The following is an 18,488-nucleotide window of genomic DNA, read 5'->3' as shown; positions in this document are numbered from 1 at the left end:
TTGTTGTGTAAATTGATTATTGATTCAGTTAGTTTAGCCTCCTAGAGTGGGCAATGCCCACCCTACAAAGTTGCTAAACTTCAACACCCAAAGCACGTACCAAAAAAGCCCATTTATCTGCGGCTTCTTCGATAATTTTAGCCGTGGGTTTACCTGCGCCATGTCCAGCTTTAGTCTCAATTCTAATTAGCGTTGGTGCATCACCTGTATGAGCCTCTTGCAAAGCGGCGGCAAATTTGAAACTATGAGCAGGGACAACGCGATCGTCATGATCGGCTGTGGTAATTAAGGTTGCTGGGTAAGCTGTATTTGCTTTGATGTTATGTAATGGCGAATAAGAATACAGCGCCGGAAACTCTTCTGGATTATCCGCAGAACCATATTCGGAAGTCCAAGCCCAACCGATGGTAAATTTGTGGAACCGCAACATATCCATGACGCCGACTGCTGGTAACGCTGCACCAAACAAATCGGGACGTTGCGTTATACAAGCACCCACTAGTAAACCGCCGTTACTACCACCTGCGATCGCTAGCTTCTCAGTTTTAGTATACTTATTAGCAATCAGCCATTCAGCAGCACCAATAAAGTCATCAAAGACATTCTGCTTTTTATCTTTCATTCCTGCTTGATGCCATTCTTCACCGTATTCTCCACCACCGCGGATATTAGGCATAGCATAGACACCACCCATTTCCATCCATACCAACAAACTCACAGAAAAACCAGGTGTCATTGAGGCATTAAAACCACCATAAGCATAGAGATAAGTAGGGTTATTTCCATCTAATTTAATACCCTTTTTGTGCGTAATAAACATTGGTACTCTAGTACCATCTTTGCTGTGATAAAAGACTTGTTTTGTCTCGTATTCATCAGGATTAAAATCTACCTGCGGCTGACGGAAAATCTCACTTTTTCCTGTCACCATATCGTAGCGATAAATAGTGCCTGGTATGGTAAAGCTGGTAAAACTATAAAAAGTTTCAGTATCATAACGCTTACCCCCAAAACCTCCGGCTGAACCGAGTCCTGGTAGTTCTACCTCTCGAATAAACGCACCTTTGAGGTCAAAAATTTTGATTTGACTGTGAGCATCTTTGAGGTAATCAGCAACGAATTGATTGTTAAGTATACCAACACTTTCCAAAGTTTCTGCTGATTGTGGAATAATTTCTTGCCAATTTTCTGGCGCAGGGTTTTTCGTATCAATTGCAATAACTCTTCCCCTTGGTACATTTAAATCTGTGCGAAAATAAAAGACGCTATCATCATTGTCGATAAAGCTGTAATCTGCCTCAAATTGGTTAATGAGTTCTACAACTTCCGCATTAGGGTTAGTTAAGTCTTTGGAAAAAACCAAATTTTTAGAGTCAGTCCCTAGCCAAATTGAAATTATTAGATAGCGTCCATCTTCAGTAACGCCACCACTAAAGCCCCATTCCTTTTGGTCAGGACGATGATAAATTAGTACGTCTTCTGATTGAGGTTTACCTAGTTGATGATAGTAGAGCTTTTGATAATAATTGACATCTTCTAATCGAGTTTTTTCATTTGGTTCATCGTAGCGACTGTAGAAAAAACCTTGATTATCGTGTGTCCAAGATGCGCCAGAAAATTTAATCCACTTCAGGTGGTCTTGAAGGTCTTCACCAGTTTCGATATTGCGTATTTTCCACTCTTGCCAATCAGAACCGGAGGAAGATAGACCATAAGCTAAAAGTTTCCCATCCTCACTAATCGACAATCCCGAAAGAGCAACAGTGCCATCTTCTGAGAGTTTATTGGGATCGAGTAAAACTTGGGGTTGATCGTCGAGGGTTTTCAAGGTGTAGAAAACACTTTGATTTTGCAGTCCATCATTTTTAAAATAAAAGTAGCGATCGCCTTCTTTAAAAGGAATACCGTATTTTTCATAATCCCAAAGTTTGGTAAGGCGCTGTTTAATTTTTTCTCTAGCAGGAATTTCATTCAGGTAGCCAAAAGTAACTTGATTTTGTGCCTCAATCCAAGTTCTTGTTTCTTCAGAGTCAGGATCTTCTAACCAACGGTAAGGATCTGCGACTGAAGTACCGTGGTAGTCATCGACTTGATTGCTCTTATGGCTGGTTGGATAAATGAGATTTTCAGAAGAAGGCATAGTCTTAGGTCAAAATACTTCTTTACATACTACAAAGATAGACCCAAGACTTGGGGCAATACTACTCGGTTTTTGGATTTTGAACTCAGAATTGGGTTTGGGGAAAAGGTTAAAGGGGAAAGGTTAAAGGTTTTTTTTGCCTTTTTCCCCGCCCCTTATCCCCAGAGGGGGCCCACCTTCCCCTTTTCCCCAAAACCCGACAAGTATTGAGATTTGGGGTATACACTCTAATTGTTTTCAAAAAGAAAGCCCCGGCTTCTGACGGGGCTAAACGTGCTATTTTTGTTTATAGAACAATTGTACTATAAAAAAATAGTATTAGTTTTGATCGAGGTAGAAGCGTGTAGAGTTTTCCCTAAAATCAAAGTCTTTTGGTTGATTTAGCTAACGAGTTTCTCTCCTTTGAGCATCCGCGCTGCGGCTTCAAGTAGAGCTTCTTCGAGATAGGGCTTGGTAAAGTAGCCACTGGCACCGAGTTGAGCGGCAATTTGTCTGTGCTTGTCTGCACCGCGCGAGGTGAGCATTGCGATCGGTAAGTGGTTGAGGTTAGAGTCTTTCTGGATGCGAGAGAGTAATTCCAGACCGTCGCAACGGGGCATTTCAATATCGCAAAATACGATATCGCAAGGCAGACCGGAGCGGAGTTTATCCCAAGCTTCCTGACCGTCACGCGCCTGTTCTACGCGATAACCAGCTTTGTTAAATGTTAGGGATAGTAATTCTCGAACTGTAATTGAGTCATCGACAATCAGCACTGTCGGGTCAATCTTCGCGGGAGAGGTCTCTGGAGGAGTGAGTTTTTGTTGCCAAGAATTGCCACCAGCTTGTGTAGAAATCCGTCCCTGGAAGATGTCAATTATTTCCAGTACATCAGCAATCGGCATAATCCGACCATCACCCAGGACTGTAGCACCAGCTACACCAATGGGTTTAGGTGCTGGGCCTTCAAATTGCTTAATTACAATTTCTTGTTCGCTTAACACCAAGTCAATCTGTAGAGCAATCAGGGTATTTGCCGATCGCACCACAACTACAGAAACCATATCATCATCTCTAGTACCGCCATAGACATTACCGCGACTGATTTGGCGATTGAAGGTTAAAAGTTCCTTCAGGGGTCGGAATGGTAGCACCGTATCGCGCCAGGAAATAAATGATTGCCCATTGGCATCATGCTGAATATTTTTGACTGGAATATCTAGCGTATCTTCTACACCATCCATTGGGAAGGCGATCCTGGAGCGATCGGAGACGCAGCAGAGAGCTTTACAAATACTTAGAGTCAGTGGTAAACGAATGGTGAAGGTGGTTCCTTTGCCGATCGCAGAATCGGTGTTAACTGTTCCCCGAATTTCGCTAATTTCGGAGCGCACCACGTCCATACCCACACCACGACCAGAAATTTCATCGGCTTGATCTTTAATCGTAAAACCAGACTGGAACAGTAGATCGTAGACTTCCAGGCGAGACATCGCTTTTGCCTGCGCTTCTGTAATCATGCCAATCTTCACCGCTTTAGCTTTAACCTTTGCAGAATCGATACCTGCGCCATCATCGCCTACAGATATGATCGTTTGGTTGCCTTGGTGGAAGGCACGGATAGTAATGATTCCCGCAGGTGGTTTACCAGCAGTTTGCCTCTGTTCTGGTGTTTCAATACCGTGAGCGATCGCATTATTCAGCATGTGAGTCAACGGATCGGTCAGATGATCCAAAATCATCTTGTCAATTAAGGTATCGCCACCTTCGATCACCAACTCTACTTGTTTGCCACACTTGATGGCGTTGTCGCGCACTCCTCGCCGCCAGCGATCGATAGTTTGAGCAAAAGGCACCATTCGCGCTCTAGTTAATCCCTCTTGTAACTGGGTGGTTACTTGGCGAAACTGCCTTGCTACGCGCTCGGTTTCTTCGGTAACAAAATCAATGTCACTTGCCGACTCACGTACTCGCACAATCCGCTCAATCATCTGCTGTGAGAGTGTGTGGAAGGGAGTAAAACGATCCATTTCGAGTTCGCTAAAACCCCTATCGGCATTGGAATCAGGGTCTTGTAAGCCGGAGTCTTTCTTTTTGCGTCCCGCTAACAGAGATGCTTCCAGTAGCGATCGCTCGTACAACTCCTGCATCCTTGCGCCTACATCTGAGAGTTGTTGTACCTGAATTAGCAAGTTATCTAATGACTGTCGCAGTCGTTCATGATCCTGCTCTAAGGTATTGCGGTTTACCACCAATTCTCCAACTAAATTACTCATATCGTCCAGTTGTTTAACTGGAACCTTCATCGTTTCTTCAAATCTCGCAGCCCGACGAGTAGACGGACGGGTAGCTTGGCTGGTGTTCGATTTTACTACAGTAGAATGGGATATTGTTTGATTCGCTTCTGCTAGCAATTTTTCTAAGTCACCAAATTCATCTTTTATGGCTGGTGATGGAGTAGCATTTTTAGCTGAGACTGGTTGAGTGTTGAAGGGCTGGCGTTGGCGTAGACCATCGTAGACATCGTTGTTGTTATCTGTACTTAGCAAGTCTTCCAAGGCAGCAAAATCTACTTCTGGTATCTTCTTAGCTTTAGGGATAGGTGCTACGTCCTCTTCTAATAATGCTGCCAAGTCTGCAAATTCATCTTCTTGAGCAACTATTTCAGTGGTTTCTGTAAACAATAAATTATTTTCAACAACTGTGTTTTCTCTTGTATCAAAGGGAATTTCTAAATTATTATTTTCCTCAGTCTGTAAAACTTCTGGGCTTGTCTGGACTGAATCTGAAGTTTCTCCAAAATTAATAGTTTCTGATAGCTCATCCACAGTATTCTCTGTGGTTTCCATTTGAATATAGGTCAATTCATTTGTTGCGACATCTTCAGAGTCGAACAAATCACCTGGCTGTGCTTCGGATAATACTGAATCTGAAGTTTCTCCAAAACTAATAGTTTCTGATAGTTCATCCACAGGATTCTCTGTGGTGTCCATTTGAATATAAGTCAATTCATTTGTTGCGACATCTTCAAACAGCAGTTGTGAATTTTCATCGAGGGAGCCGAACAATTCACCTGGCTGTGCTTCGGATAATGCTGAATCTGAAGTTTCTCCAAAACTAATAGTTTCTGATAGTTCATCCACAGGATTCTCTGTGGTGTCCATTTGAATATAAGTCAATTCATTTGTTGCGACATCTTCAAACAGCAGTTGTGAATTTTCATCGAGGGAGCCGAACAATTCACCTGGCTGTGCTTCGGATAATGCTGAATCTGAAGTTTCTCCAAAACTAATAGTTTCTGATAGTTCATCCACAGGATTCTCTGTGGTGTCCATTTGAATATAAGTCAATTCATTTGTTGCGACATCTTCAAACAGCAGTTGTGAATTTTCATCGAGGGAGCCGAACAATTCACCTGGCTGTGCTTCGGATAATGCTGAATCTGAAGTTTCTCCAAAACTAATAGTTTCTGATAGTTCATCCACAGTATTCTCTGGGGTGTCCATCTGAATATAGGTCAATTCATTTGTCCTGACATCTTCAGAGCCGAACAAATCACCTAGCTGTGCTTCGGATAATACTGAATCTGAAGTTTCCCCAAAATTAATAGTTTCTGATAGTTTATCCACAGTATTCTCTGTGGTTTCCATCTGAATATAGGTCAATTCATTTGTTGCGACATCTTCAAACAGCAGTTGCGGATTATCCTCAAAAGAGCCTAATGAATTAACTTCCAGATCGACAGCAGATATATCTGGACTTCCATGAGTAAATTCTGGAACAAAATCTAAAGATTCTGGTTGTTGTAGGCTGAGAATTTCTTCTCCAGGATGCTGCGCGAACAAAGTAGTTTCAGGCGTGGAGGTATCGTTGATTATAGGAGAAATAGTTAAGTTACTTGATGTTAATTCATCAAATAAATTATCTCCAGAGTCTGATGATAATATCAAATCTAGCTGTTCTTGATGCTGGAAATTGATATCAAAATCTTCTTCTATATCAAAATTGGCTATAGGGGAAGGTATGGACTGCTGATTATCAGCAAAAATGTCATCAGCCGCTGCAGTAAACAAACTTTCATCTAACGCCCTTTCCACATTCTGCTCAATTAAGGAATCGAATTCGTCCTTTTCCTCTGTGGTTTCCTGGTTCCAGAAGTTGCTCAGATCGTTTTCTGATTGAGAAAACTCAGGTTCTGTTACTGGAGGCGTATCAAATAAATCACTGATTTCTGGTTCACTTGTCGATAGTTGTGGCTGTTCTTCCATTTCAGCAAACAAGTTGTCCAAAGACAAGTCTGTTGACTGGGGTAATTCTATGTAGTCACTAGGCGTAATTTCTTCTACCCAATTTGCATTTTTAGTTTCTAAGAATAAGTTATCAAAATTATTTTCTTGGTTAGTAGATAGTTCCACACTGGCGAACGGCTCAGTTTCTGGTTGAGTAACTTCGTCTATTGGCAATAGTTCATCATCATCTAACCCCAGTGTCAATAAATCTTCGACTACACTATTTTGGTCAATCTCGCTATTAGTCTGGTTTGTATCACTAGAAATATCAATAAACTCTTGTAAAATTTCGGAAGAAGATGAGTCTAAATTTATCTCAAATTCGTTAATATCGCTCAACTCTAAAGGCGTAGCAGATGTTTGTTGATTTTGCGGTTCTGAATTATCTTTTTCTAGGAAATGGTCGCCAAATAACAAGGATAAATCTTCTGTTTTAGCGGTGGTTGTTGGGTGTAGTGCGTTGTTTATATCCTCATTAAAGGAGAGTAAGTCAGATAAATCGTTATGAGCGTCTTCAGCCTCAGTGCTGCTTAAATCAATTCCAAAGTCATCGATAGTAACAATATCTAAGGTTTCTTCTTGATGCCAGCTTTCATCTAGTTCAGGAGTCTCACCGTCAAATAAATCGGCAAGGGTATTTAACTCAGCTATTCCTACCTCTGGACCATTGGGATCGAGATTGTTACTGATTGGGTGTGCTTCGTCATGTGTGGTGAAAGTAAGACTAGTGTTTCTACTTTCGTTTAGTGGTATTCCTTGTAACTGAAGGGAGGGGCGTTCGTCAAAGACGTTGGCGTAGCTATCGCTACTATCTTTGTCTAGATTCAGTTCTTCAGTTGTCTGGGCTAACACCTTGGTGTCATCAGATAGAATTGGCTCTGATTCTGTCAGAACCGGAGATTGTTCATCAAATAAATCAGGGGTTATTTCTAATAACTCAATTTCTGCAAAGTTTAAAAGTGCTTCTAGTTGCTGACTAATTGCAATTTCGGCTTCTCTATCTTGCAGAACTAATTCTTGAGCTTGTTTGATTTCGGTAATGACAATTTTAGCTAAAGTCAGATAAGTATTTTCGGGATTGCCGATCGCACTGGCTGCTGCTTGACACAAACCACACCAGTTGGGCAAATTCCAAGTTTCACCAAGTTTGACTAACTGGTGACAGCATTGCTGGAGGTTTTGCCGAGTTGAAGGTGTTGTAGTTTGCTTAAATAATTGCAACATTTCCCGTAGTGTTTGCAGCACTTGGGCTTGAAACTCGCTCCAGTTATTATTTTCTTTAGCGGTGACTGGCGCTAGCGCCTCTTGGGGTGCTACCGAGTCTGAAGATTCCTGATGAGTGTATTCTGCCAGATCGGGAATATCTCGCCGCATGAAAATTTCTGTAAGTGTGGAGACATTCTCTATAGAGGTTGTAAGTTCTGTTGCGTCAGAACTGCTGGCTACTCCACTCTTTGCTTGTTCTACAAGTAGTTCCAGATGCTGATACAGCCATTGAAAGACTGGCTCAGTTTCTGACATTAAAGTATTAGCTGCATCTTCAGAAAGACCATAAGGCCCACTCAAATGCTCTAAAAGCGATTTTAGGGTATCAGAGACACCAAGAAATAAAGACTCTAACTTTTGGTCAATCTGAACCGGATTATCTTTAAGAATTTTGAAACAATCTTCCAGACGGTGGGAGGTATGCTGGATGCTAGTCAATCCAAGCATCGCCGCTCCTCCTTTGATGGAGTGAGCCGCCCGAAAGACCTCACTGATCATTTCCGGGTCGTTCAGGGTACCTTCTAAATTCAGCAAGCCCTGCTCAATGGTATTCAGGTGATCCCTGGCTTCTTCGATAAAGTAACCCAAAATCCGCTGTTGTTGTTCCGGCAGCATAGCAAAAGTTATGAGTTGTGAGTTATGAGTTATGAGTTATGAGTTATGAGTTATGAGTTATGAGTTATGGGTTATCAGTTATGAGTTGTAATTTTTATTTCTAACTCCTCACTCCTAACTCCTAACTTTTTTCCAAGTTGTGAGTTGTGATTTTTATTTCTAACTCCTCACTCCTAACTCCTAACTTTTTTACCTGGTTTCCATAGTTTCCACTCGGAAACGTTCAACGGAGGCGATCAAGTCACGAGATACACCTACTAAGTGTTGTAGGGCACCTGAAACTCGCTGTGCTTCTTGGGAAGTTTCTTGGGCGGTCAGTTCTACTGATTGCATTACATGAGCAACAGCGCGGGAGGTTTCCGTTTGTTCCACAGTGTCGCTGGTAATAGATCGCACAAGAATATCGATGCGATTCGCTACTTGAATAATATTTTCGAGCGATCGCTTGGCATCTTCTGCCAATTTTGTACCTTTAATTACTTGTTGTGTGCCTTCTTCCATCGCGGTCATTACAGAGCCTGTTTCGCTTTGGATTTGCATCACAATTTGTTCAATTTCCTTCAAAGATTTAGCAGATTTATCTGCTAGCTGGCGCACTTCATCTGCAACGATAGCAAACCCGCGTCCGGCTTCTCCGGCTCTTGCCGCCTCAATACTAGCATTGAGTGCTAACAAGTTTGTTCTGGAAGCAATTTGAGAAATCAACGCCACAATTTTAGAAATTTCTTGGGAAGATTCCGCCAACCGCTTCACTTTCCGGGTGGTTTCGGCAACGGTTTCTCGAATTTCTAAAATCCCTGCTACGGTATTTTCTACTGCTTCGCCACCTTTGAGAGCGATCGTACTAGCATCACGAGCAACGGTTTCGGCTTCCCGCGCCGCCTCTGCTACCCGCTGAATCGAGTCGGTCATCACCTGTACAGAATTCAGCGTCACCGCTAACTCTTCTGCTTGCCGCAAAGCATCACTAGATAAAGCTCTAGCAAAGGTTTCGGAGTTAGTTGCACCTTTTGTCACATCCTTCGCCGCCACTTTTACCTGTTGAACGATATCCCGCAAGTTTTGAATTGTCAGGTTAAAGGCATCAGCTACGGCTCCTAGTACGTCGGCTGTCACTTCCGCTTGGACTGTTAAATCGCCTCTAGCAGCTCCTTCTACATCATCCAAGAGCCGAATCACCTGACGTTGCAGATTTTCTTTGGCTTCCTCTTGTTCATCGGCTTTGCGTTGGGCTTCACTTGTGGTTGTGAAAATTACCCGCGCCATTTCATTAAAGCCAGTGGCTAAATGCCCCAATTCATCTTCGGAAAACACTGTGGCTTGAGCATTCAGATTTCCTTGACGTACAGCCTCAAATTGAGCTTGGAGGTCATCAGTTGTGCGCCGAATTTGTTTCAGCGCCAGATTCCCCATAAAGCCTGCGGTCGCAAAACCTGCAATCCCGGCTGCCAATGACATTGCCCAACCTGTGTTTCGTACTGATTCTCGTTGTTGGGGTGGCGAAAATGTGGTGGCGACAAAGCTAACTGTAGCTACAACCAGCGCTGAAACAATGCCCACACTTCCAGCAATTAGCCATTGTTTGCGTTCGATGGAGGCATTTTCTAATGGTGCTAACCATCCCTGCTCGATGCTGACGTTGGGTTCTAGTTTCGAGATATCTGTTTGGCTAAAGACTGGAACGGCTTCATGGGAACCAGTCATTGAGAATAGTTCTTCTTCGCGATCGGCTGAATTACTTGCAAAAGCCTCTGCTACTTGAGGTCGTCCAGTGTCACTAGTTTCTGATGGAGCAGAATGCATGGCGACATTACCGAAGTTAGAATCTCCTTCGATCAGGTCAAACCCTGGAATATTGCCTAAATCATCAAATTCCTCAAAGTCATCTAAAAACTCGATATTGCTCTTAGAATTTTCTCCATTCAGTATATTGCTTGAGTCTTCATAAGAGTTTAAACCATCTGAGCCAAAGGCAGACTCAAATGCTTCCATATCAAAATTTTCATCATCGAAGCTATTTTTACCGATGAATTCACCTGATTTAAACTGCTTTTCTTTTCGAGGTAAATTACTATTAAAAGATGATTCGTTATCGGGTAAATTCGGCTGAAAATCTGATTTTGCTTCAACTTTATTTGGTGTTAACCAGCTATGAGATTCGGTTTCATAAAAGTGATTTTGACTGCCGTATTCCAAGTTATTTGTTGTTGGCGAATCATTGATTGGTTCTTCTGCAACAATCAGTAAAGTTTCGTCTCCAAAACTAGATTTTTTATATTCTAAATTTCCCATACTCTGAGATGGAGACTTTGGCTCACTCAACAAATCAGGAAAATTATTCTCGTTATTATCAGTTTGTGAATTAGAAGATGAAGAGTTATTATTATCAATAGTTGAATTTCCGTAAGGAGAATTTATCCCATTATCTGAGAATTGACTATTTGCTAATGATTCTTCAGAAATATCTTCTGATATACTTTCCTGCCAAAAAGCAGGCAACTCTAATTCTGTGTTCTCCTCCCAGTTTTTATTTGACTCTTGTTCCTGTGATTCTTCATTCATGGCAAAAGGGTCATCACCAAAAGCTATAGAAGAATCTGATATTTTTTCTGTTCCAATACTATCTTCTGTGGGCAGTTCAAATGGACTTTTTGAAGATGTATCTTCAACGCCATTCATACTTTCTTGATGCTCTCCAAAAAAGTTCAAATCAAGGTTGTCGCTGTCAAACTCTTGATTAGGGCTTAAATCTTCTAATTCTGATTCGTTATATGCCAGTGGATCGGATATCTCTGAAGAGTTTATTTCCTCTTGACTTTCTGATGGATCGATCTGTCCACTAAATGACTCTAAATATTGATTGATATTGTCAATTCCATTCTTGGCAAAACCAATAATTTCTCGATCGTTAGTCAAGCCTAACACTTGTTGATATTCTTCTTTTGCTACATCATAGTGCTGTAAAACATAGTAGATGTGACCCCTCAACAAATGGGTATTGGGGTCGTCTGGTAAATTTTGCACCACTTGGTCAACTAAAGTGGCCGCAACCTCATAATTTCTTTGAACATAGGCGGTCATCGCCTGTTGATATGTTGGCTCGTAATTATCAATACTTGCTGCCATTTCCTCCTCCAATTTCATCCTGCCCACCTAGCACTTCGTACAATTGCCATTTGATCGAGCAATCGTAGACACTGATTATTTTTAGCACCTAATGACCACTCTCCACGTAAAAAGGGAGCCATCGTATCTGGAACACTAGTTGGTGGCATGAGATTCTGGACATCCAACCAGTCCATACCACCGATTTCCTCTACTGCTAAACCCACTATTGTGTCTTGCTCTTCAATGGCAATCACCGAAATTTCAGCTCTATCCGTGTTTAATGCACCTGCTTCTCCCAGAAATTGACCCAAATCGGCCACCCAAATAACTCGACCTCGTAAATTTAGAGTACCCAAAAGTAAAGGAGAAGCATTAGGAATCGGGGTGATTCTATCAGGACTTAGTTCAATTACCTCTCGGATGCCAGTTGCTTGTAGTGCAAACTCCTGATGCGAGGGAATGTAAAACCTCAAATGTAACTCACCTTCAGGACTTTCTACTTGTAATTCTGGTCGAAAGTGGTCTTGACCGCCGCCACTTAAAAAGTCCGGTTTGCTGACCATGTTGTTTTTATCCTTATCCTCGCAGCAGTTGTTTGACTGTTCCTACCAACTCGGTTGGTTGAAACGGTTTGGCTATGTAAGCATCTGCACCCTGCTTCATACCCCAATAGCGATCGAATTCTTCGCCTTTGGAAGAACACATAACCACTGGGACATTTTGGGTTTTTGGATCGGATTTTAACCGCCGACAAACTTCGTAGCCGTTCATTCGGGGCATGACAATATCTAATACCACTAAATCTGGAGGTGCTATTTGAATTGCCTCTAATGCTTCTAATCCATCACTAGCATGGGTAACTGTTAGGCCAGTTGCTTTCAGGAGGTCTGTAATCATCTCCCTTTGCGCTATACTGTCTTCCACAATCAGAACTGTACTCATAAGTGTCTATTTACCTCCTGATTTAGACGTTCCTAATTGGAACATTCCCTGATTCCTCCGCAAGTATTAACTGTATAAATTAATTTTATGTTTTCACTATTTTCTCGGAGATTGACGTTTCACTCAGTTAACTGACTCTGTGATAACATCTTTTAACTCATCTTTTAGTAGATCAACAAATCTTTGATCTCTTTATATGCTCCATAGGTGAGAGAGATAATCAATGCCCCATGCCCCATGCCCAATTTTCATTGGTTGTTGATATATTTTTCTACGAGCATCAGTAACTCAGTATCTGTAAACGGTTTTGTCAAATAATCTGTTGCCCCGACCATCCTAGCTTTGACTCTATCCATAAACCCATCTTTCCCAGTAAGCATGATAATCGGTGTGAGCCGAAATGCTGTTGAATGTCGCAGCATGGCACAAACCTCGTATCCTTCCAATTCCGACATAGCAATGTCGCATAAAATTAAATCTGGTTTGAGTTGAAAAACCAGACTCAGTGCCTCTAAAGGATTGGTGAGAGCGATCGCTTCATAACCTTGTGGTTGTAAGATGGAATTTATAGTCTCACCGATGGCGATCGCATCGTCAATACATACTATCCGCCCCATCGGTTTTTCTTTCAATTCCCAGTTATCCGTGTGTGTATCTGGGTGATTAGTCTCTGAGTATACTAGCTGTAGCCAACTTTGTTGCACATAAGGATATATTGCCTTAGCGACTGTCAAAATGTCTCGGTTGAGATGGCGAGCTAGTTGTCGCAAGGATGTTTTACCATCAGCCCAATGTTGTAACTTATTCACGGTTGCTTCTGGTAAAGAAGATTGTAGTTGAACTTTGTCAGATAGCACTGGCAATTGTTCTGGAGACTGAATGTGTGGATAGAGTTGCTTCCACTGTTGCAGCTGCTTGGTGATTTTTGTCACCAATGGAGCAATTTCATAAGTATTTAATTGCGGGGCAAGTGCTGCACCCTGATGGAAAATGAAGTTACCTTGGCGTAAACTCAGCAAATCAAAGAGAGTTTCATGCACCAAACCGTAAATGATACTACCAGCTATCTTAGGGTTGATGATATTCCGCTCCATAAGCGCCCAAAGATAGGCATACTCTGGCGCATCGGTTGGTGGTAGGGTGGCAATGTGTTTGTCGGTGAGTCGCATCTCAACTCGATAATGACGTAAATAATCGCTAATTCTGGATAAACTACTCTCGCCTTCTTGGCAATAGATAATTTGGCCATTCAGGAAAAAAACGAACCAAGACTGTTGTTTAGAGCGATAAATGTTTACTCCATCTCCACCCAGTTTGTTGTTATGGTGAGAGCTATAAGCTTCCACCCATAGTTGCCCAGTTCGCTGTCCTAATTCAATCAATTGCAGGATACTGCAAATATCAATTTCATTTAAATTTCCCTGCATTTATCTAAAAAGTACTCCTTAAGTATTGCTGAATTCTGAATCGTGAATTATGACTTATTCTTTAAGTATTGATTATGGAGTATTGAAAAGATTTTTACTCTATGTCTGATTTTCATTAGGGAATACATTAAACTATAAACCTTTATCTTTCGTAATACACTTTGACAAAGCTAGTGTTAACACGGAAGTCATCATCACTGTCATCAGTACAAAATATAAAGGCGCGACCAGATCGCTTCTATAAGTATCAAGACGTAACATCTTGCGTCTATAGTTTTGTCTGTCTTGTTCTTCTAAACCTTAGTTCAGTGAGACAAGTTAACAGAATTATTTAAGGTATATCTCAAAACACGAAGTTTAAGTGCATCAATAAAGGACTAACGGTGTGCTGTATTTAGCAGAAGTACAAAAACAGAAAGGTGGTTTACTCAGTGGCGGTGGCAAAACCGAACTGAAACTGCTAGCTTGTCAGCGAACTGACCAGAATTGGAGTACTGTGTCGGAAGAGGTGATTGCCGCTGAGGACGCAAGCAAATTAAATGATGGTGCTTTGGTATTGGCTGAATTGAATCCGAATCGTCAAGTGCAGCGGATTCAAGAAGCAGGGCGTCCACTCGTCAACATTTTGCAGAATTTTTCTCGCCAGTTGGAGAAATTTAAGCTCAAAGAAGATGAGATCGATCAGTGGAAACAGTCACTAACATTTCAGGCGCAAGAGTTGAATCGCCGTGAAATGGACATGGAGGTAAGAGCAGAACAGTTACAGCAATTGGAGGATGAGGTACAACATCTAGAGGAGCAAAAACAGGAAGTTGACACCTCCCGCCAGGAAATTGAACGATTACAAGGAGAAATTGAGCGCAACCGCCAAGAGTTGGAAGGCGCTTGGGAGCATTTACGGGGTGAGCAGCGTCGCCTGGAAGAACGCCAAGCGGATTTTCAACAAGGGACGGTTTTGGATGAGGAGCAAAGTCGAGTAATGAGTGAGTTACTCGATCGCTTGTCTAGTCGTGTTACTCCTACGGAAAAAGTTAGAGAACACCTGCATTTAGCCTTTGAATTGGTCGAAAAGCAGCAAGCGACTCTGACCCCGCATTGGCAAAAACTGGAGGAGCATAAAAGTGCGATCGCACAACAAAAAGAAGAAGTTGAGCGTTTATCACAAACTTTTAGCGATCGCCAAAATGCATTACAAGAAGCGCAAAATTCTCTAGTTCAGCAAACAGCACAATTGCAAATAAATACAGCAGACCTTACCAGTAAGCAAGAATATGTTCGGATCGTCAAAGAGCAGTTACGAAACACTGAAGAGTTATATCAACAGATGCACTCTTTAGCGGTAACATCTGGTGATGTAGTTCTTGGCAAGCAAGCTGATGTGGAGGCTTTGGATAAAATGCCTTTAGAAGAACTACAAAAGATAGTGCAAGACTTGCAGCATAAGTTAGAAATCGACGCTAGCTTTGTTCACGATCAAGAACAAGAACTGAAATATAAACAAGAAGCTATAGAAGAACTCCAAACTAAATTAAATCAAGCATCTGATCGTGACCACATCAATTTGGAACTAGAACTAACTGATGAAAAAGACCTTTATCAGATGCTAAATTCCAGTTTGGTGGGGCAACGCCGCAATATGCTACAGCACCAGAAGTTTCTCAAGCAACATCAAGCTGTACTACTACGGCGGCAAGGGCATACTGTTACTGAAGAAGAAGAAACTAACAACAAAATTAATTTAGAACCGATTCTGTTACAAATTGAAACCCAGCGACAACAATATTCACAGGAAATCCAAAAACTGGAACGTGAAATTGAGCAGATTCGTTCTGGTATTGAGCTAAATCAGGGAATGATTGACAATCAAACTCACGATCTTGATGAAAAGCGCCAAGAACTGAAAGCGATCGAGGAGAATTTGCTATCCCTACGAAGAACAACCGCTGAATTATCTGGTCGAGTGAATCTTTATCAAGAAGCACTACAACCAATTCAAGATTCTCTAGATGGATTACGGCAAAAGCTGCAAGGAATTGCAGAATCTTTAGATCAATTCCAGGAAACTGGTGATTATCAAGTCCAAGCGATCGCTCAGTTGCGTCATACTCTTCAGAGTTTAATGCCTCAGCCGGAATTACTGGCGTCTTAATAAGTTCTGGAGCTTTGGTAAGAACAAGGGGCTTTAGTCATGCTAAAGCCCAAGTACTAACTAAATTCTTAGTTAGTATTCCATAAATAAACTAGATTCTATATGAAAAAACTCTCCTAATTTACGTGCTTGTTCTGTATTTATCTTCTGTTGTCCACTTAAAATATCATCAACTAAATCTTCTGTCCCTAAAACCGCTACTAAATCATCTCTACTTCTCTCAGATTCCTCTAAAAAAAATAACAATATAGATGCAGGATTACTCTGCTGGATTGGCTGATAATATTCCTGTTCAAACTTTTCAATTAAAGTAATTAATAACTGATAAAGTTCGTCTTCTTCTGGGGTGCGTTCCCGTTGCATTAAATCTTCTACTATCTTTAAAGCTTGCTCATTTTCAACTTCACTTTTTATTAGCTTGGGAAGATAAGCTGTTAATAATTCCTTGTATTTATCTGGATTAAAAGTAAGGGTCATCTTTCCAATTTTCCCTATCATATTCCGCATGAGTGAGGATATATTTAATATAAATTAACTGCCCTTCATAATGTATACTAACAATCAAGCGATATTTATTTCCTTTAATATTGAACACTGTAAAGTTACCAACAGCTTCAGCTTTAATAAAAATTTGCTCTACTTCAACTAAATTTGACCATTTCGCTTTAGTAGCAACCTTATACCAATTGCTTAATGCTTCCTGACAATCTGCATGGGTTTCTGCATATTCTCTTAAGATTATAAAACTAATAATATGCATCGTCCCTGATAACAAAAAGACTTAAAATAACTATTTAAAACAGATCCAGTCGCCTTCTACTTGAGCGATCGCACCACCGGGAAATGGATCGGTTTGCGATCGGTTGGGCGCTATAATTAAAGCCGTTAATTTTTCAATGTGTTCAAAACTGGGCGCATCAGTCAGTATTTGCTGCAATACCTGACGCATCACCCGACGTTGCAATGCCAATGGTGCTTTCTGTAATACCCGACGATTTAACCGTAAGGAAAGAAGAGTAAGGGAATCTTCTTCATCCCCAATGCCCGTTTCCATAGCCTTTTCCCGCAACTGCTGGGCAGCTTTTTCCAAATATTCCACTTCCGCTTGTAAAAGTTCTGCTGTTTGGGCTAAGGCTGATTCTACTTGGGGGTTGAAATTATCTCGCAAATATGGTAATAATTCTTGGCGAATGCGATTGCGGGCATATTGCAAATTTTGATTGGTGGAATCTTCCCAAATTGGCAATTTAAATTCTTGACAAAATTGCTCTGTTTGTATCCGAGTAATTTCTAAAAGTGGACGTACTAACACAATGCCTGTAGTTACAGGGCGTTGCCAAGTTAGGGCTTGCAAACCATCAGCACCAGTACCGCGAATTAAATTGTAGAGGAGAGTTTCGGCGCGATCGCTCTTCGTGTGTCCTGTAACTATATATTGATAATTATTGGCCTGAGCGATCGCACTTAAAACTTGATAGCGCCAATCGCGTGCAGCAGCTTCACTATTTATCGGTTTGTTCGCTGTTTCTAAATAAAAAGATATACCCCAAGTTTTAGCTAAGTTTTCGACGTGGTTAGCATTAGCTTCGGAGTCAGAACGCCAGCGATGATCGCAATGAGCAATACCTAAATCCCATCCCCATTTGGATTGTAAATCTAAAAGTAATTTTATTAAACACAGAGAATCTTGTCCGCCGGAAACAGCGATTAATAACCGTTGGTTGCGCTCAAATAAGTGGCGCGATCTGATTGTGCGATGGATTTTTGCATGTAAGGGAGTCCATACCATTTTTGGATTTGACTTATAACTGCAACTTATTTAACTATCACTGCTAAGTAGCTCGGCGTAAAAATTTGTTGTTGGGATAAGGCAGGAAGCACGAGGAAAAAGGGTTTTAGTCTAGTTTATCTTTCTTCACATAGTTTGGTTTTATTGTGCCAACTTACTTAGTTGTGGGAAAGTAATGAAGAGATCCTGAGTACAGTTAGCGGTAGCGGAGCGTTTAGCCCATGCTGAGTAATGATAATCGGACTGAAGATGAGGCGATAGAGATAATTTACTTAAAAATAATGGTGTTAACTATAACCAAGTATATTTTTCCCATCCAAGGGTGAGGGACATTATACATCATAAATTTCTGTTGTAATTAGTGCCGGATAGAGCTAGCGTAAAGTGGACAATTTGACAATCTTTAATACTCAAACTACTTGGCGTATAGTCATAATCTGTCCGCACGCAACAACAACGCAAGACGCTTTATATATGGTTCAGAATCTCGAAAGAACACGCCAGAGTGCAAAGTTTCCAGAAACTGCACCGGCTGCTAATCCCGTATTTTTTAGAACCTATAGCCGCCGTACAAAGGCGGGACTTAGGGAAACATGGGATGAGGTATGCGATCGCACTATACTCGGCTTAGTCGAGTTGGGAAAGCTAACTCAAGAAGAAGCTGCCACACTGGATAAGATGCAGCGCAACTTGAAAGCTATGCCTAGTGGGCGCTGGCTATGGGTTGGTGGTGTGTGATTCGTTGAGTCGAAACTGGTTACAGGAAAAACTTTTCAGCAAAATC

General features: G+C 41.4%; 10 protein-coding genes and 1 pseudogene. 2 read left to right on the top strand and 9 right to left on the bottom strand.

Annotated elements, in window-relative coordinates; translation table 11 throughout:
• Window positions 1-73: 73 nt before the first annotated feature.
• From RM368_RS15040 to RM368_RS15015, 6 genes are all read right to left on the bottom strand, one after another.
• On the bottom strand, window positions 74-2,140 hold the full coding sequence (locus RM368_RS15040) for a prolyl oligopeptidase family serine peptidase (protein ID WP_322694791.1): 2,067 nt from the start codon (window positions 2,138-2,140) through the stop codon (window positions 74-76).
• Between the two features lie 380 nt (window positions 2,141-2,520).
• Entirely contained in the window at window positions 2,521-8,289 is a 5,769-nt protein-coding gene (locus RM368_RS15035) for a response regulator (RefSeq protein WP_322694790.1), read from the bottom strand.
• Between the two features lie 189 nt (window positions 8,290-8,478).
• A complete protein-coding gene (locus RM368_RS15030) occupies window positions 8,479-11,415 on the bottom strand; it encodes a methyl-accepting chemotaxis protein (protein ID WP_322694789.1) in 2,937 nt (978 codons plus the stop codon).
• Between the two features lie 14 nt (window positions 11,416-11,429).
• Window positions 11,430-11,960 carry a chemotaxis protein CheW gene (locus RM368_RS15025; protein WP_322662863.1) on the bottom strand — a complete coding sequence of 177 codons (531 nt, stop codon included), beginning with the start codon at window positions 11,958-11,960 and terminating at the stop codon, window positions 11,430-11,432.
• 13 nt (window positions 11,961-11,973) lie between these two features.
• A complete protein-coding gene (locus RM368_RS15020; protein ID WP_069073698.1) occupies window positions 11,974-12,339 on the bottom strand; it encodes a response regulator transcription factor in 366 nt (121 codons plus the stop codon).
• Between the two features lie 248 nt (window positions 12,340-12,587).
• Window positions 12,588-13,766, bottom strand: a complete 1,179-nt coding sequence (locus RM368_RS15015; RefSeq protein ID WP_322694788.1) for a response regulator — start codon at window positions 13,764-13,766, stop codon at window positions 12,588-12,590.
• Window positions 13,767-14,151: 385 nt separating this feature from the next.
• Here RM368_RS15015 and hmpF point away from each other — a divergent pair, with 385 nt between their 5' ends.
• Window positions 14,152-15,915, top strand: a complete 1,764-nt coding sequence (gene hmpF, locus RM368_RS15010; protein ID WP_322694787.1) for a pilus motility taxis protein HmpF — start codon at window positions 14,152-14,154, stop codon at window positions 15,913-15,915.
• A 72-nt stretch (window positions 15,916-15,987) separates the two neighbouring features.
• On the opposite strand, the gene RM368_RS15005 is transcribed toward hmpF, so the two are convergent.
• From RM368_RS15005 to tilS, 3 genes are read right to left on the bottom strand one after another with little or no spacing between them, the layout of a single operon-like run.
• The gene (locus RM368_RS15005) at window positions 15,988-16,392 is read right to left on the bottom strand and encodes a hypothetical protein (RefSeq protein WP_322694786.1); all 405 of its coding nucleotides are present in this window, start codon (window positions 16,390-16,392) and stop codon (window positions 15,988-15,990) included.
• Window positions 16,376-16,675 carry a type II toxin-antitoxin system HigB family toxin gene (locus tag RM368_RS15000; protein ID WP_322694785.1) on the bottom strand — a complete coding sequence of 100 codons (300 nt, stop codon included), beginning with the start codon at window positions 16,673-16,675 and terminating at the stop codon, window positions 16,376-16,378. The genes RM368_RS15005 and RM368_RS15000 overlap by 17 nt, the downstream gene beginning before the upstream one ends.
• Window positions 16,676-16,705: 30 nt before the next feature.
• Window positions 16,706-17,704 carry a tRNA lysidine(34) synthetase TilS gene (tilS, locus tag RM368_RS14995; RefSeq protein ID WP_322694784.1) on the bottom strand — a complete coding sequence of 333 codons (999 nt, stop codon included), beginning with the start codon at window positions 17,702-17,704 and terminating at the stop codon, window positions 16,706-16,708.
• Window positions 17,705-18,178: 474 nt separating this feature from the next.
• Between tilS and RM368_RS14990 the strand changes: the two are divergent.
• A pseudogene (locus RM368_RS14990) lies at window positions 18,179-18,436 on the top strand (ribonucleoside-triphosphate reductase, adenosylcobalamin-dependent); the annotation flags it as partial.
• Window positions 18,437-18,488: the final 52 nt, after the last annotated feature.

This window comes from Nostoc sp. DedSLP03, assembly GCF_034530815.1.
In the GTDB taxonomy this organism is placed as follows: Bacteria; Cyanobacteriota; Cyanobacteriia; order Cyanobacteriales; family Nostocaceae; genus Nostoc.
This window is presented reverse-complemented; position numbering and strand designations above follow the sequence as displayed.

Excerpts from the sequence above, each read along its gene's own strand:
- RM368_RS15015 (WP_322694788.1), bottom strand. The coding sequence starts at position 13,766 with ATGCAGGGAAATTTAAATGAAATTGATATTTGCAGTATCCTGCAATTG.
- RM368_RS15025 (WP_322662863.1), bottom strand. The coding sequence starts at position 11,960 with ATGGTCAGCAAACCGGACTTTTTAAGTGGCGGCGGTCAAGACCACTTT.
- tilS (WP_322694784.1), bottom strand. The coding sequence starts at position 17,704 with ATGGTATGGACTCCCTTACATGCAAAAATCCATCGCACAATCAGATCG.
- RM368_RS15005 (WP_322694786.1), bottom strand. The coding sequence starts at position 16,392 with ATGACCCTTACTTTTAATCCAGATAAATACAAGGAATTATTAACAGCT.
- RM368_RS15030 (WP_322694789.1), bottom strand. The coding sequence starts at position 11,415 with ATGGCAGCAAGTATTGATAATTACGAGCCAACATATCAACAGGCGATG.
- RM368_RS15000 (WP_322694785.1), bottom strand. The coding sequence starts at position 16,675 with ATGCATATTATTAGTTTTATAATCTTAAGAGAATATGCAGAAACCCAT.
- RM368_RS15020 (WP_069073698.1), bottom strand. The coding sequence starts at position 12,339 with ATGAGTACAGTTCTGATTGTGGAAGACAGTATAGCGCAAAGGGAGATG.
- RM368_RS15035 (WP_322694790.1), bottom strand. The coding sequence starts at position 8,289 with ATGCTGCCGGAACAACAACAGCGGATTTTGGGTTACTTTATCGAAGAA.
- RM368_RS15040 (WP_322694791.1), bottom strand. The coding sequence starts at position 2,140 with ATGCCTTCTTCTGAAAATCTCATTTATCCAACCAGCCATAAGAGCAAT.